14 protein-coding genes are annotated in these 15,507 nt (G+C 32.2%); 12 read left to right on the forward strand and 2 right to left on the reverse strand.

Features of this window, described 5'->3' with window-relative positions:
- Positions 1-12 precede the first annotated feature (12 nt).
- The gene (locus MUA60_RS06050; protein ID WP_262650242.1) at positions 13-2,178 is read left to right on the forward strand and encodes an RNA degradosome polyphosphate kinase; all 2,166 of its coding nucleotides are present in this window, start codon (positions 13-15) and stop codon (positions 2,176-2,178) included.
- A 157-nt stretch (positions 2,179-2,335) separates the two neighbouring features.
- Here the strand turns inward: MUA60_RS06050 and MUA60_RS06055 are convergent, their stop codons facing one another.
- Complete coding sequence (locus MUA60_RS06055) at positions 2,336-3,580, reverse strand: IS110 family RNA-guided transposase (protein ID WP_262648674.1); 1,245 nt, start codon at positions 3,578-3,580, stop codon at positions 2,336-2,338.
- Positions 3,581-4,022: 442 nt separating this feature from the next.
- Here MUA60_RS06055 and MUA60_RS06060 point away from each other — a divergent pair, with 442 nt between their 5' ends.
- From MUA60_RS06060 to MUA60_RS06080, 5 genes are read left to right on the forward strand one after another with little or no spacing between them, the layout of a single operon-like run.
- A complete protein-coding gene (locus MUA60_RS06060) occupies positions 4,023-4,703 on the forward strand; it encodes a response regulator transcription factor (protein WP_025904559.1) in 681 nt (226 codons plus the stop codon).
- Positions 4,693-6,078, forward strand: a complete 1,386-nt coding sequence (locus tag MUA60_RS06065) for a sensor histidine kinase (protein WP_262650243.1) — start codon at positions 4,693-4,695, stop codon at positions 6,076-6,078. The genes MUA60_RS06060 and MUA60_RS06065 overlap by 11 nt, the downstream gene beginning before the upstream one ends.
- Positions 6,079-6,136: 58 nt before the next feature.
- A complete protein-coding gene (gene rsgA / locus MUA60_RS06070; protein WP_262650245.1) occupies positions 6,137-7,012 on the forward strand; it encodes a ribosome small subunit-dependent GTPase A in 876 nt (291 codons plus the stop codon).
- Complete coding sequence (gene rpe, locus MUA60_RS06075; protein ID WP_262650247.1) at positions 7,012-7,659, forward strand: ribulose-phosphate 3-epimerase; 648 nt, start codon at positions 7,012-7,014, stop codon at positions 7,657-7,659. The genes rsgA and rpe overlap by 1 nt, the downstream gene beginning before the upstream one ends.
- A 2-nt stretch (positions 7,660-7,661) precedes the next feature.
- On the forward strand, positions 7,662-8,306 hold the full coding sequence (locus MUA60_RS06080) for a thiamine diphosphokinase (protein WP_262650249.1): 645 nt from the start codon (positions 7,662-7,664) through the stop codon (positions 8,304-8,306).
- 54 nt (positions 8,307-8,360) lie between these two features.
- Here the strand turns inward: MUA60_RS06080 and rpmB are convergent, their stop codons facing one another.
- Entirely contained in the window at positions 8,361-8,549 is a 189-nt protein-coding gene (gene rpmB / locus MUA60_RS06085; protein WP_262650251.1) for a 50S ribosomal protein L28, read from the reverse strand.
- Positions 8,550-8,860: 311 nt separating this feature from the next.
- Between rpmB and MUA60_RS06090 the strand changes: the two genes are divergently transcribed.
- The 6 genes from MUA60_RS06090 (at position 8,861) to MUA60_RS06115 (ending at position 15,442) form a co-directional block, all read left to right on the forward strand.
- Positions 8,861-9,235 carry an Asp23/Gls24 family envelope stress response protein gene (locus tag MUA60_RS06090; RefSeq protein WP_016911554.1) on the forward strand — a complete coding sequence of 125 codons (375 nt, stop codon included), beginning with the start codon at positions 8,861-8,863 and terminating at the stop codon, positions 9,233-9,235.
- A gap of 15 nt (positions 9,236-9,250) precedes the next feature.
- Positions 9,251-10,903 carry a fatty acid kinase catalytic subunit FakA gene (fakA, locus tag MUA60_RS06095; protein WP_262650252.1) on the forward strand — a complete coding sequence of 551 codons (1,653 nt, stop codon included), beginning with the start codon at positions 9,251-9,253 and terminating at the stop codon, positions 10,901-10,903.
- Positions 10,904-11,030: 127 nt separating this feature from the next.
- Complete coding sequence (gene sdaAB / locus MUA60_RS06100; RefSeq protein ID WP_025904553.1) at positions 11,031-11,696, forward strand: L-serine ammonia-lyase, iron-sulfur-dependent subunit beta; 666 nt, start codon at positions 11,031-11,033, stop codon at positions 11,694-11,696.
- 13 nt (positions 11,697-11,709) lie between these two features.
- Complete coding sequence (gene sdaAA / locus MUA60_RS06105) at positions 11,710-12,579, forward strand: L-serine ammonia-lyase, iron-sulfur-dependent, subunit alpha (protein ID WP_058591368.1); 870 nt, start codon at positions 11,710-11,712, stop codon at positions 12,577-12,579.
- Between the two features lie 144 nt (positions 12,580-12,723).
- Positions 12,724-14,763 (forward strand): ATP-dependent DNA helicase RecG, encoded by a 2,040-nt coding sequence (recG, locus tag MUA60_RS06110; RefSeq protein WP_262650253.1) that lies wholly within the window; start codon positions 12,724-12,726, stop codon positions 14,761-14,763.
- A gap of 58 nt (positions 14,764-14,821) precedes the next feature.
- A complete protein-coding gene (locus MUA60_RS06115; RefSeq protein WP_025904550.1) occupies positions 14,822-15,442 on the forward strand; it encodes a class A sortase in 621 nt (206 codons plus the stop codon).
- The last annotated feature ends 65 nt before the right edge of the window (positions 15,443-15,507 follow it).

The raw sequence follows: 15,507 nt of genomic DNA on the forward strand, positions 1-15,507 counted from the left end.
GGTGAGATAATTATGGAAGCACAAGCGGAACAATTTTATTTAGACAATCCAGAATATTACAACAACCGAGAATTAAGTTGGCTAGACTTTAATTATCGTGTTCTTGAGGAAGCAATTGATCCTAACAATCCTTTATTAGAACAGTTGAAATTTTTAGCAATTCATAGTTCTAATTTAGATGGATTTTTTATGGTTAGAGTAGCGGGGTTGAAAGACCAAGTTAAGATGAATTTTAATGAACCAGAGAATAAAGCGCAATTGACACCTAAAGAACAACTTATCGGCATTGAAAAGAAAAATAGAGTGAACGTCGAGCTTCAATATAAGCGATTTAATGAATTAAAAGATTTGTTAAAGAACTATAAAATATTTATTACACAACCAGAAAGATTGCCAGAACCATTGATTGAGCAGCTTCAACATCAATTTAACACTGAAATATTACCAACACTTTCACCGTTAGGGATAGATGCATACAGGCCATTCCCAAAACTAAATAACAAAATGTTGAATTTGTTTGTAGATATTAGGTTAAATGATGGTGAAATTAAATCAGCAATCGTACCCGTTCCAACATTATTAGATAGAATTATTAAGTTAGAACATGAAGGGGTTAAATATATTGTATTTCTTGAAGACGTCATTTCATTATTTATAAAACAATTATTTAATGGGTATGAAGTGATTAATACGTACACATTTAGGGTGACAAGAAATGCAGATTTAACAATTCATGAAGAAGGTGCAGAAGATTTATTAATAGAAATTGAACGATTTTTGAAAGAAAGAAAAAGTGGTGCAGCAGTTAGACTTGAAATTGATCGTAGACATATAGATTCAGAAGTGAAGAGTATTTTCTTAATGAATGAACTTGAGTTATCAAATGAAGATATTTACAGAGTTAATGGTCCACTAGATTTAACAGTGTTATTCTCTCTTGTAGGACAATTAGAAGATTTATTCCCAGAACTATTATTTAAACCATATACACCACAATTACCTTCCTCATTAAGTAAAAATAATGTTTTTGAATTAGCATTGGAAAGAGACGTATTTTTCCATCATCCATATGAATCTTTTGAGCCGATTGTTGAATTTATAAAAGAAGCTTCAGAAGATCCAGATACACTTGCTATTAAGCAAACACTTTACCGTGTGAGTAGTGATTCACCGATCATTCAAGCTTTAAAAAATGCAGCTGAAAATGGTAAACAAGTTACAGTACTTGTTGAATTAAAAGCGCGTTTTGATGAAGAAAACAACGTTCAGTGGGCTAGAATGTTGGAGGATGCAGGTTGTAATGTTATATATGGTATGACATTCCTTAAAACACATAGTAAAATTACGCTAGTTATTAAGAAAGTTAAAGGAAAAGTGACACCTTTCGTTCATTTAGGAACAGGAAATTACAATGATAAGACAGCTAAAATATATACAGATATGGGTATTATTACGACAAACCCACAAATAGGGCAAGATGCGATTAACTTCTTTAACTATTTAAGTGGTTATTCATTAAAGCCTGATTATAATGAGCTAATCGTCGCACCATTTGAAATACGAGATTTCTTTGTTGAACATATTGAACAAGAAATGAAGTCTCATAAAGAACATGGCAATGGTCTCATTATCGCTAAAATGAATTCGTTAACAGATAAAAAAGTAATTAAAAAATTATTTGAAGCATCACAATGTGGTGTTAAAATCAAACTGATTATCCGAGGAATTTGTTGTCTTAAACCAGGTATTAAAGGTGTAAGTGAAAATATCGAAGTCATCAGTATTGTAGGTAGATTTTTAGAACATTCAAGAATCTATTATTTCTATCATAATGGACAAGAAAAAATGTATCTTTCTTCAGCTGATATGATGACAAGAAATATGATTAAACGTGTAGAAATATTATTCCCAGTATTAGATCCTAATTTAGTTAAACGTTTAAAAGGTATTGTTGATTTACAACTCAATGATGGACTAAAAGGACGTATTCAAAATAATGAAGGTGTATATCAATACAATGATGCAGGGAATAAACATATGAACTCACAAGAAATGTTAATGGATGAGGCAATGTTAGCAGGGAAAGAAATGAGAAAGTCTCATTTGAATATAGGGAGACCTGTAACGAGTAAAAGAAGTAACTTAATTAATAAATTTAAAGAAAGATTAAAGCGATAAATAGATAAAGAGGCTGGGACATAATGTAATGTCTCAGTCTTTTTCCTACGATTTGTCAACTACTACGTAGTAAAATGTATTTAAAATTGGCATCACTAAATAAGCCTTTATTATTTAATAATTTTTTCAATATGTTATGATTTATTTGAATAGATTATCAGTGTGGAGACAAGTGATAATCATATTCTTTATTATTTATAACTAGATAATGAATGGTTTTAAGTAGCTTGTTAACGCAAGCTATTGAAGCAGTCTTGTGGCCTTTGCCATTAGGCTGCTTTTTTAATTTGTAATAATAGTCGATAATATGATTTTTAAATAACCTTTGACCCAACAGGAAATTTTTAATGATTAAGTAAAATAATGATCTAGCATGTTTGTTTCCACGTTTGTTAATTTTATCTTTAAAATGCGTTTTACCAGACTGATATCTTTTTATATCAATGCCTACATATGCATTCAATTGTTTATGAGAATCAAAGGATTTGATGTCACCTAATTCGCCAATAATCATTATGGCTGTTAAATCACCAATGCCAGGAATAGATTTAATTATTTTAAATTCTTCGAATTCCTCAGCTAACACTAATAACCTTTGTTTTATAGAAGCATGCCGTTTCATTAGATTTAATAAATCTTCAATCACATAAATTAATTTATCTGTTAAAAATGAATCTTTAGAAACAGAAGGATAACTGACCATAGAGAACTCTACGAGTTTTTTTGCATATTGTGCTTTCTTTTTCTCTGATAGATTTTTTTCTGTACAACTATTAATTGTATTTTTTAGTTCTTCAATTTCATTAGAATCAACAAAGTCAGGATGTGGGAACTTACTAGCTACTTGTAAAGCCAATTTTGAATATCTATCCTTAAATAGGTTTTGTAATTCTGGAAAAGTCATATCTAGTAACTGAATCAATTGGTTTTTTAAGTAATTTTGTTGATTGTTAATTTCTTCATAGTATCTTGTCAGTTCTCTCAGTTTTACGTATTTTTCTTCCATTAAATTTCTAGAAGGTTTTTTATTTATATTTTTAGCTAAAACGGCAAGTTTATGTGCATCAGATTTATCTGTTTTCCAATTTCTTAAAGAATTAGTTAGTAATTTTGCCTCAAGAGGATTAATTACACAAAATGAAATGTTGTTAACTGTACAGAATTTCTCTAACACTTTTGAATATATACCAGTAGCTTCAAATAAAAAATATACTCCTGCGAAATCCTTTATATATTTGTTTAGTGACTCAAAACCATTATTATCGTGGGTAATTTCAAATTCTTTAACAAATTCATTGTTTGAATAATGTGCAATAAAACTCTTTCCTTTTCCAACATCTATACCAAAATATTCGATAAAAATCACTCCTAAGTTATTAAATTTAAGAAGCTTTAACTTCACTTAGCCTTACTTAGTTCATTTTCCTGTACACGATTTCAAGGGACCCAACATACTAAAATCGAATTCATAAGGAGAGTGAAGTTCTCCAGTTTTTGCTACGGGTTCTATGACCCTAGAGACCGATCGGAGTACTTCTCTCTTCTACTATTTCATATTCTTAAAATAAGTACCAACGGTATGAAAAAGAATATGAAAAAAGTAGCGAAGTTCATCTACCGTCGTAGATTACTTCGCTACTAATCTTAGTATGTTTTAGTATCTTGGCAGTAGATGAGTGAATTGAAATGCGCTTGTATCAAGCTTTTTCAACTCTAGTCATCCTTGCCGGGGCGGGACTACGAAATCTTTTTTTACAAATTAGATTTCTGTCCCGCTCCCCTTAATTCATGTATATATGAAAATTTTCAAAGATATTTGGTATCATAGGTAAAGAGGTGATGACATGGTAACTTGTTTAGTTGTAGATGATGATAAATTTATCTTAAATGATTTGAAGCGAGAAATTGAACGTGAACATATAAATGTTATAACAAGTCTCAGTGGTGAGGAAGCTTTAGAAGTTGTAGAGCATAAATATATTGATATTGCTGTTGTAGATATTATGATGCCAGGTATGGACGGCTTTGAATTGTGTCAAATACTTAAAGATAGTTTTGATATTCCAGTTATCATGTTAACTGCAAGAGATGAGTTGAGTGATAAAGAAAATGCATTTCTAGCAGGAACAGATGATTACGTAACAAAACCATTTGAAATTAAAGAGTTAATATTTAGAATAAAAGCTGTACTACGCAGATTTAAAATTAATTCATCCAATGAACTTCAAATAGGTAATACACATATTAATAGTGTTGATATGGAAATAACGATTAATCAGAAAACAATGCTTTTACCAAAGAAAGAATTTGCATTACTAGATTATTTAATGCGTAACAAAGATAAAGTATTACAACGAGACAAAATCATTGAAGTTGTATGGGGTATTGATTTTGAGGGAGACGAGCGGACGCTCGATGTACATATTAAACGTATTAGAAAGCGATTAGAAAAGTTAGAGAGCGATGTCTTGATTAAAACCGTGAGAGGCGTTGGTTACAAGGCGGTGCTTGCTCATGAGGTTTAAGTCTTTAGCGCAACGTATAACGATTTATACAATAGTTGTGATGCTCGTAAGTGCTATTTTAGGGTTCATTCTGACAAATATTTATTATCATATAGATTTAAAAGAAAAAAATGACCACAAAGTATTTAATACTTTAAAAGATGTTCAAGATTATATTGATCATGACAATGAAATGTCGTTAGATAATTATTTAAATCACTTAAGCGAACTTCATTATCAGGCTGTAATATATAACGATAAGTTGAAACCGACTTACTATGGTGATAACTTTAGAAAATATAATTTAGATAATCAAGCAGTTGAAGATGTATTAGACGGTAAAACGTATCATGGTATTAAGAATAGACCGTTTAATATTTTTATTACAGGATTCTTTGATAATGAAACGAGAAACACTGTCGGTATCAAGATTCAACATCAAGGTAATGATTATGCCTTATTCTTAAGACCTAGTGTCGGTTCTATGTTAGGTGAATTTAGAATATTTTTAGCGATATTACTTGTGTTACTTGTCGTTATTTCATTAGTGCTCGTGCTATTTTCAAGTTATTCATTGGCAAACCCAATTAGACGACTTATGAAGACAACAGAATCATTACGTAAAGGTGATTTTGATGTGGATATCAAAGTAACACGTGACGATGAAATAGGTATATTACAACATCGATTTATTAAGATGAGAGATGAACTTAAACAACTAGAAATGATGAGACAATCCTTTGTTCAAAATGTATCTCATGAAATTAAATCTCCACTTCAATCTATTTTAAGTTTATTAAGAGAACTTGAACATGAACAAGATGAAAATAACAAAATACAAATTATAGAAGATATATATGCTAGGGCATACCGTTTGAGTAATTTAACGAAACAATTACTGCTGTTATCGGAGTTAGATAATAGTGAACATCTATCATTTAATGAAACAGTACATGTTCAAAAAGTCATCAAAGAAGTCGTTCAAAATCTGAATTTCTTATTAGAAGATAATGAAATCTCAGTTCTGTTTGATATGGATGATTTAACTATTAAAGGTAATCATAAATTACTTTATCAAGCGCTCTATAATATATTAAATAATGCTATTAAATACTCACCTAAACATAGTATGATACAAATTGATCTTAAAGAAGAAAATGAATTTGTAAAAGTTTCTATTATTGATGAAGGTTATGGCATGACTGAGAAACAACTGAAACATATTAAAGATCGATTTTATAAAGGCGATCAATCACATAATATTCATGTTGATAGTAACGGTCTTGGTTTATCAATTGTGGATTCAATTATTGAACATCATGATGCTCAAATCTTCTTCGAAAGTGAAGTCGATAAAGGGACGGAAGTAACGATTTTGTTTAAGCAACATAAATAATTGATTATTTAAGCAGTATGATTTGGTATAATTAAAATAAAATGAGGTAGGTGTTATATTGAAAACGGGTCGTATTATTAAATCAATAAGTGGAGATTATTCAGTACAAGCTGACGATGGTATATATATTACGAGAGCTCGAGGGTTATTCAGAAAGAAAAAGACATCTCCTGTTGTCGGAGATATTGTTGATTTTCAAGTTGAAAATGAAACGGGTGGGTATATTCAACATATTCATGAACGTGAGAATATATTATTAAGACCACCAGTCTCAAATATTCATAAAGTTATTGTCGTGATGAGCGCATCAGAACCAGCGTTTAGTCAACAATTATTAGATAGATTTCTCGTAGTCGTTCATTCATACAATATTACACCGATAATATGTGTAACTAAAAAAGATCTCGCTACTGATGATGAAATTCAACAAATTCAAGATAAATTAGCTCAATATCAATCAATTGGATATGAAACTTTATTTATAGGCGAAGAAGATGATGTATCAAATGCGATTAAACCTTTAATTGACGGTATAATCGTGTTAAGCGGCCAATCTGGTGTTGGTAAATCCACGATTATGAATAGATTATTCGAGGATTTGAATTTAGAAACGAACAAAATCTCAAAAGCGCTTAATCGTGGTAAACATACGACAAGACACGTTGAGTTGTATGAGCTAGATGGTGGTTATTTAGCGGATACACCTGGATTTAGCGCATTAGACTTTTCACATATTGAAAAGGAAGAACTTGCAGATTTATTCCCAGAATTTGAAGCTATTAAATCACAGTGTAAATTTAGAAATTGTACGCACATTAATGAACCTAAATGTGCAGTAAAAGAAAGCATACAAGACAATCATTTTTATCAGTTAAGATATAAGCACTATTTGACATTATTCGAAGAAATTCAAAATAGAAAGGTAAGATATTAATGGTAAAAATAGCACCTTCACTTTTAGCTTGTGATTTTGCAGAATTAAAACAAGAAGTAACACGCGTTAAGGAATCTGGCGCAGACATTTTACATTTTGATGTAATGGATGGTCAGTTTGTATCGAATATATCAATTGGTTTACCTATTTTAGAATCATTAAGAAAAGTAACTGATATGACGATTGATACACATTTAATGATCGAGAACCCAGAACAAATGATTGACGCGTTTTGTGAAGCGGGTAGTGACATGGTATCTGTTCACTTCGAGGCGACGCCACACATTCATAGAGCGATACAACAAATCAAAGCGTATGATAAATTAGCAGGTGTTGTGATCAATCCTGGAACGCCTGTAGAATCATTAACTCAAATTTTAGGAGACGTGGACTTTGTTTTAATTATGACTGTGAATCCTGGATTTGGTGGTCAAAGCTTTATAGAATCTACGCTAAGTAAAATTTCTTGGTTAGACGAATATAGAAATGAACATGACTTAAACTTTGAAATTGAAGTTGATGGTGGTGTTAATGAAGAAACAGGTGCGTTATGTAAAGCACAAGGAGCAGACATATTAGTTGCAGGATCTTATTACTTCAAGCATGAAGACTACAAAGAACCTGTACACAAATTAAAGGGTGATTAATCGTGAAAGTAAATCTATTATGTAGTATGCGTCATATCAATGAACATATTCTTCAAGATGAAAAGCACATTGATTGGATAGGTGTAGATAGAGGCACAATTGAATTAATTAAACATGATATTAAACCTGTTGCTGCTATAGGAGATTTTGATTCGGTATCAGATGAAGAGTATCAACAAATTATTAATCATATCGATATTGATCCGGTTAATAAAGAAAAGGATGATACGGATCTTGCATTAGCGGTTAACTTAGCAGTAGAACTCGGATATGAAGAAATTAGAATATATGGTGCGACAGGTGGCAGATTAGATCATTTTATGGGTGCTGTTCAAATATTAACGAAACCAGAATTTCTGGAAGATAATATTCAAATCACGCTCGTAGATGAGCAGAATGAAATTACAGTATTAAAAGCAGGAAATCATCGAATTTCACAAGTAGAAGGCATGAAATATGTGTCGTTTATTCCGTTAAGTACGAATATTAGAATAAAATTAGAAGAATTTAAATATGATTTGCCATTTACTACTTTGGCACAAGGCTCAACGTTAACAATTAGCAATGAGTTTAAAGCCGGTCATGAAAACCCATTAGTGACAGTTGAACTTGGCAATATATTGATGGTACAAAGTAAAGATAAATAAAAAAAGAGAACCTTCCACACAAAGGTTCTCTTTATTATATGTGACTTATATTCATTAAACGCGTGTAACTTTACCTGATTTAAGCGCACGAGCTGAAACCCATACACGTTTAGGTTTACCGTCAACTAAGATTCTAACTTTTTGTAAATTAGCGTTCCAACGACGTCTGTTAGCATTTAATGCGTGAGAACGGTGGTTACCAGTTCTAGCTTTACGACCTGTTACGAAACATTCTTTAGCCATAAATATCCTCCTTTAATGAAATATAAATACACATTTATTTACGTTTACACACTTTAATAATATAACACGCACTTTTAATTTATTCAACGGCTTTTTTGCAATTTAGCGAAAAAATAATAACAAATTTCGAAAAAAGTATTTTAAAGTTCAATTTATTTGTTATAATAATATCTTGTGAAAACGTTGTATAAAAAACGTGATTAAAATGATGAATTCTTGCGATGTGAATGTGATATTAAGTATAATTAAACAGAACATATAAAAGTAGTTTATAAAACGAAAAAATTTAAATGTGTAGGAGGGACGTAATCATGACTTTAGAAATTACAAATGAGTATGGAAGTATCGATATTTCAAATGACGTTATTGCAACGCTTGCTGGCGGAGCTGCCGTAGAATGTTATGGTATCGTTGGTATGGCAAGTAAACATCAAGTTAGAGACGGCATTGCAGAAATTCTTGGGCGTGATAATTATGCCAAAGGTGTTATTGTATCTCAAAACGAAGGTGTTCTTGATGTAGATATGTATATAATTGTGAGTTATGGTACGAAAATCTCAGAAATAGCAAACAATGTCCAATCTGCTGTTAAATATACTTTAGAACAATCATTAAATTTAAAAGTCAATGCAGTCAACATATATATCCAAGGTGTTAGAGTTATTAATGATGATGAGGAAGCATAGGGAGGCAAATACAGTATGAATAAGATTGACGGCAAATTGTTTGCTGATATGATCGTACAAGGATCAGATAGTTTATCAAACAATGCAGATTTTGTAGATTCTTTAAATGTGTTCCCTGTACCAGATGGAGATACAGGAACAAATATGAATTTATCAATGTCATCAGGTGCAGCAGAGGTTAAAGCTCATAGTAATGCACATATCGGTGAGGTTGGTAAAATATTTTCTAAAGGATTGTTAATGGGCGCAAGAGGTAACTCAGGTGTTATCTTGTCTCAATTATTTAGAGGATTCTCAAAATCGATTGAGAATGAACAAGAAATTGATGCTCAACAATTCGCTAAAGCGTTCCAAGCAGGTGTGAATACAGCATATAAAGCTGTAATGAAACCAGTTGAAGGAACGATTTTAACAGTTGCGAGAGTAGCTGGAGAAGCGGCTGTTAAAGCAGCTGAATCAACAGAAGATGTTATAACAGTTATGGAAGTAGTTATTAAAGAAGGTCAAACAGCATTAGAAAACACACCAAACCAACTACCTGTACTTAAAGAAGTAGATGTTGTGGATAGTGGTGGACAAGGTTTAATGTTTGTTTATGAAGGCTTCTTAGCAACATTAAAAGGCGAAAGAATTCAACCAGCTAAAGAAAAAGTAGATACAGACAAATTTATTAATGATGACCATGATTTCGGTGGTGTCATAAATACTGAAGATATCGTCTACGGCTACTGTACTGAAATTATGGTTCGCTTTGGAAAAGATAAAAAAGCATTCGATGAAGAACAATTCAGAGAAGATATGAGTCAATTCGGTGATTCATTGCTTGTAATCTCTGATGATGAAATCGTAAAAGTACATGTTCATTCTGAAACACCAGGTGAAGTATTATCTTACGGTAGCCAATACGGTGAACTCATTAAAATTAAAATCGAAAATATGCGTGAACAACATAGAGAAGTACTTCGTAAAAACGCAGATAAAAAGATCAAACAAGAACAACAGCAAGAAGAGATTGAAACAGCAGTTATTACAATTTCAATGGGTGAAGGAATCACAACATTATTTAAATCACTTGGTGCAACACATGTCATCAGCGGTGGCCAAACTATGAATCCTTCAACAGAAGATATCGTAAAAGTTGTAAAACAATCAGGTTGTAAAAATGCAATCATCTTACCAAATAATAAAAATATTATTATGGCAGCTGAGCAAGTTGAACATTTAGTTGATATACCTGTAGCTGTTGTCGCATCAAAAACAGTATCTCAAGGTCTTTCAGCAATGTTAAATCTTAACTTAGAGCAATCAATCGAAGAGAATAAAGCGCATATGGAAGATGCAATGCGTTTTGTAAAATCAGGTTCTGTAACATATGCTGTAAGAGACACAAATATAGATGGTATTACAATTAAAAAAGGTGAGTTCATGGGTATCCATGAAAGTAGTATTAAAGTAAGTGATGCTGACCACCTAACAGCTAGTAAAAAGCTTATCGATGAAATGATTGATGAAGACAGTGAAATTTTAACAATTATTAAAGGTGAAGACGCTACTGATGAAGAAGTCGATCAACTAGTATCATATGTTGAAGAAAACTATGATGAAGTTGAAGTAGAAGTACATCAAGGTGACCAACCAATTTACTCATTCTTATTCTCAGTAGAATAATCTCAAGATAAAAGACAACAATGTTAAACAAAAGCGTTGTTGTCTTTTGTGTTGTAAAACGCTTACAAAACGAGCGAAAGTTGTTATAATGGTATGGTGAAATTAAAAGAGAAACGAGTGATTATTGATGAAATATAGAAGTGTCTTTGACATTATTGGTCCAGTAATGGTTGGACCATCTTCATCACATACTGCTGGTGCAGTAAGAATTGGATTAATAGCTAGAGGTTTATTTGATGGTAAACCTGAACATATTGATATATATTTATATGGGTCTTTCATGGAAACTTATAAAGGACATGGAACTGATGTTGCATTAGTCGGCGGTATTTTAGGCTATGATACAGACGATGATCGAATTAAAACAAGTCTTCAAGATGCTGAGCAACAACAGATTGATGTAAACTTTATCGAAATGTTTGAAGAGCGATCACATCCGAATACTGCAATTATCAACATGAGAAATAAAGAAATGGAAATTTCAGTAGAAGGTATTTCTATTGGTGGTGGTAAAGTTGAAATCGTTGCGATCAACGGATTCCAAATTGCCATTAGTGGAAATTATCCTGCGTTACTTGTTTTTCATAAGGATACTTTTGGCACAATCGGGAAAGTGACCAATGTCTTTGGTGATTATCGTATTAATGTTGGTAGTATGCAAGTGGCTCGTAAAGAAAAAGGTGAGCTTGCATTAATGACGTGTGAATTAGATGATGATATTCCACAAGAAGTCTTAAATAAAATTAAAGAAATTGATGGTGTACAAACAGTCACATTAATGGGGGAATCATAAAAGGAGGGTTATCATGTTTCAAAGTGTAAAAGAACTTATTGAAATTTGTGAAAGAGAAAATAAAAAAATTTATGAAGTCATGATTGAACAAGAAATGCGTGTGTCTAAACTCTCTAAAGAAGAAGTTTATCAAAATATGGAACGCAATTTAGATACAATGGAAAAAGCAATTGAACGTGGTATAAATGGTGTAACGTCAACAACAGGTTTAACTGGAATGGATGCTGTACTTTTACAAGATTATTTAGAAAGTGGTCAATCACTTTCGGGTGATTTAATGATTGATGCAGTAAGTAAAGCTGTTGCGACGAACGAAGTGAATGCAGCAATGGGTAAAATATGTGCCACGCCAACTGCCGGTTCTGCAGGGGTTGCGCCTGGTGTATTATTTGCACTGAAAAAAAGACTAAACCCAACTAGAGAAGATATGTTACATTTCTTATTTACAACAGGTGCATTTGGATTTGTTGTTGCGAATAACGCATCTATATCAGGTGCGGCTGGTGGTTGCCAAGCTGAAGTTGGTTCAGCGGCTGCGATGAGCGCTGCTGCAACAGTAGAAATGGCAGGCGGTACACCTCAACAATCTGCAGAAGCTTTTGCAATAAGCTTAAAAAATATGTTAGGACTTGTTTGTGATCCAGTTGCAGGTTTAGTAGAAGTACCTTGTGTTAAGAGAAACGCTGCAGGTGCTTCAAATGCAATTATTTCAGCTGATATGGCTTTAGCAGGCGTAAAATCAAGAATTCCTACTGATGAAGTAATAGAAGCTATGTATAAGATTGGCCAAACAATGCCTTCAGCACTACGTGAAACAGGTCGTGGTGGTTTAGCAGGTACGCCAACAGGTGAAAGATTAAAACAAGAGATATTTGGTAATTAACTATAACATTAATTTATAAGGCTGGGACATATTTCATTGTCCTGGTCTTTATTTGTTTGTATCAAGCTCATTTTGATGAAATCGATTGGTTTATATCATGTATCTGTTCTATAATTAGAGTATTAATAAATATAGGTGATAAAAATGAATAAGCAACATCTAATATATACAGAGCGAACTTTGCAAGAACTTAAAGGTGTTGGACCAAAAAGTTTACAGTTATTAAATGAATTAAATATCTATACATTAGAAGATTTAGTGTTGTATTTACCAACACGTTACGAAGATGAATCTGTCATAAATTTAAACGAAGCAACTGATGGTGATGTTGTCACTGTTACTGGAGAAGTGTACTCTAGTCCGACAGTTGCATTTTTTGGTAGAAATAAATCTAAATTAACGTGCCATATGTTGATTGATCAAATTGCCGTTAAAGTCACATTCTTTAATCAACCCTATTTGAAAAAAAGACTCATTATGGGTGAATCAGTTACGATTAAAGGTAAATGGGATCAAAAGAAACAAATTATTGCTGGTCAAAAAGTAATGGCTGAAAAAGAAGACGGTGGAAACGCGTTAACACCTATTTATCGATTAAAAGAAGGCTTAAAACAAAAGCAACTTAATAAATACATTGAACAAGCATTACAACTTGTTGAAATTGATGAATGGTTATCTCCAAATTTAATGGATAAGTACAAATTAATGCCATTAAAAGATGTCATTCCAATTTTACATAAACCACTTCAATTTAATCATCTCAAATTAGCACGTCGCACATTTTCATTTAATGAATTATTTTTATTTCAGTTAAAGATGAAATGGTTAAGCAAATTAGAAAAAGAATCTAATAAAATAGAAGGTTTAAATTATGATGTTAATGCGGTGAAATCTTTTATCGAAACATTACCATTTGAATTAACAGATGCTCAGAAAAATAGTGTGAATGAAATTTTTAGAGATTTAAAAGCACCTATTAAAATGCATCGATTATTACAAGGTGATGTAGGTTCGGGTAAAACAGTTGTTGCAGCTATTGCGATTTATGCAATGTTTAATGCAGGTAAGCAAAGTGCGCTTATGGTCCCAACAGCTATATTAGCTGAACAACATGCAATCAGTTTAGATGAGTTGTTTGGTGGGCAATTGAATGTCGCTTTATTAACAAGTTCAGTTAAAGGTAAAAAAAGAAAATTATTACTTGAACAATTGGAAGCAGGAGAAGTTGACGTCATTGTAGGGACGCATGCACTTATTCAAGATGATGTAGCGTTCAATGATATTGGATTAGTTATTATTGATGAACAGCATCGATTTGGTGTAAATCAACGTAAGAAGTTGCGTGAAAAAGGTGCAGATACAAATGTCTTATTTATGACAGCAACACCAATACCGAGAACATTGTCTATCTCTGCGTTCGGTGAAATGGATGTAACTTCAATTAAACAAATGCCTAAAGGTAGAAAAGAAATTTTGACATCGTGGGCTAAACATGAAGAAATTGATCATGTACTAAATCAACTAAACAGTGAAATATCAAAAGGTCGACAAGCGTATGTCATTTGTCCATTAATAGAAGAAAGTGAAGCATTAGATGTTCAAAATGTGGTCGCAATTTATGAGCAATTACAGTTGCGTTTCGGTGCTGATAAAGTTGGACTTGTGCATGGTAAAATGCATGCAGATGAAAAAGATGAAATCATGAATAAATTTAGTAATAATGAAATCGCGATATTAGTTTCTACAACAGTTGTTGAAGTTGGTGTGAACGTCCCTAATGCAACATTTATGATTATCTATGATGCAGACCGATTTGGTTTATCTACATTACACCAATTAAGAGGACGTGTCGGTAGAAGTCATCATCAAAGTTACTGTACGTTAGTAGCATCACCTAAAACTGAGAGTGGTGTAGAACGTATGCACATTATGACTGAATCTACTGACGGCTTTTATTTATCAGAACGAGATTTGGAAATGAGAGGACCAGGTGACTTCTTTGGCGTTAAACAAAGTGGTTTGCCTGATTTCAGAGTTGCAAATATCGTAGAGGATTATAGAATGTTAGAAGTCGCAAGAGACGAAGCGAGTGAATTAGTGCAGTCAGGTGAATTTTTCAAACCTGAATACGATAAATTGAGATTATTAGTACAAGAGTCTATGTCAGAACAAAATTTTGATTGACATTGTAACACGTATTGTATAAATTTGAATTACCATATTTTGAGAGTAGGTTAGAAACATGAGATGGTTATATAAAATTATAGGTATCTTATTAATCATGACGGCAATATCTATTTTCTTCTGGAATGATATTAGAACGTATTTTACAGACCGTGTTAATGATAAAGTCATCGAGTCGTATGAAAATCATGATGACAGCGTTAAAATAAATCCAATAGAATCATGGATTACAAAAACAGAAACAGATAACTTAAAAGTAAATGAACATATGGTTGGTTATTTAAAAGTACCAGCAGCAGATATATCAGAGCCTATATTTAAAGGGCCAGCAACAGAACAAAATTTAAAAAACGGATTGTCTTTAGTAGATGAGAATGAAAAGTTAAGTGAGCAAAATGTCGCAATCGCAGGACATCGTGTAGAAGGTGCGGGAATAAGATTTAACTATCTCGATCGCGCAAAAGTTGGCGATAAAGTAGAACTCATCACATTAAAAGGTAAAAAAACATATATAATTAAAAACATTAAAAATGTGAAGCCAAATCAAGTAGAAGTATTAGATGAACATAAAGGTAAACCGAATCAATTAACATTAATAACATGTGATAATTATAATCCAGATACTTTATTGTTCGAAGAGCGCATGATATTTACAGCAGTAGAAGAAAAAGCAGCATAACTATGATAGAGGAGAGCAAAATTTCAAATTTTGCTCTTTTTTTGTTGTGAGAAATGAGTTGGATG

This window comes from Mammaliicoccus sciuri (assembly GCF_025561425.1).
Lineage (GTDB): Bacteria > Bacillota > Bacilli > Staphylococcales > Staphylococcaceae > Mammaliicoccus > Mammaliicoccus sciuri_A.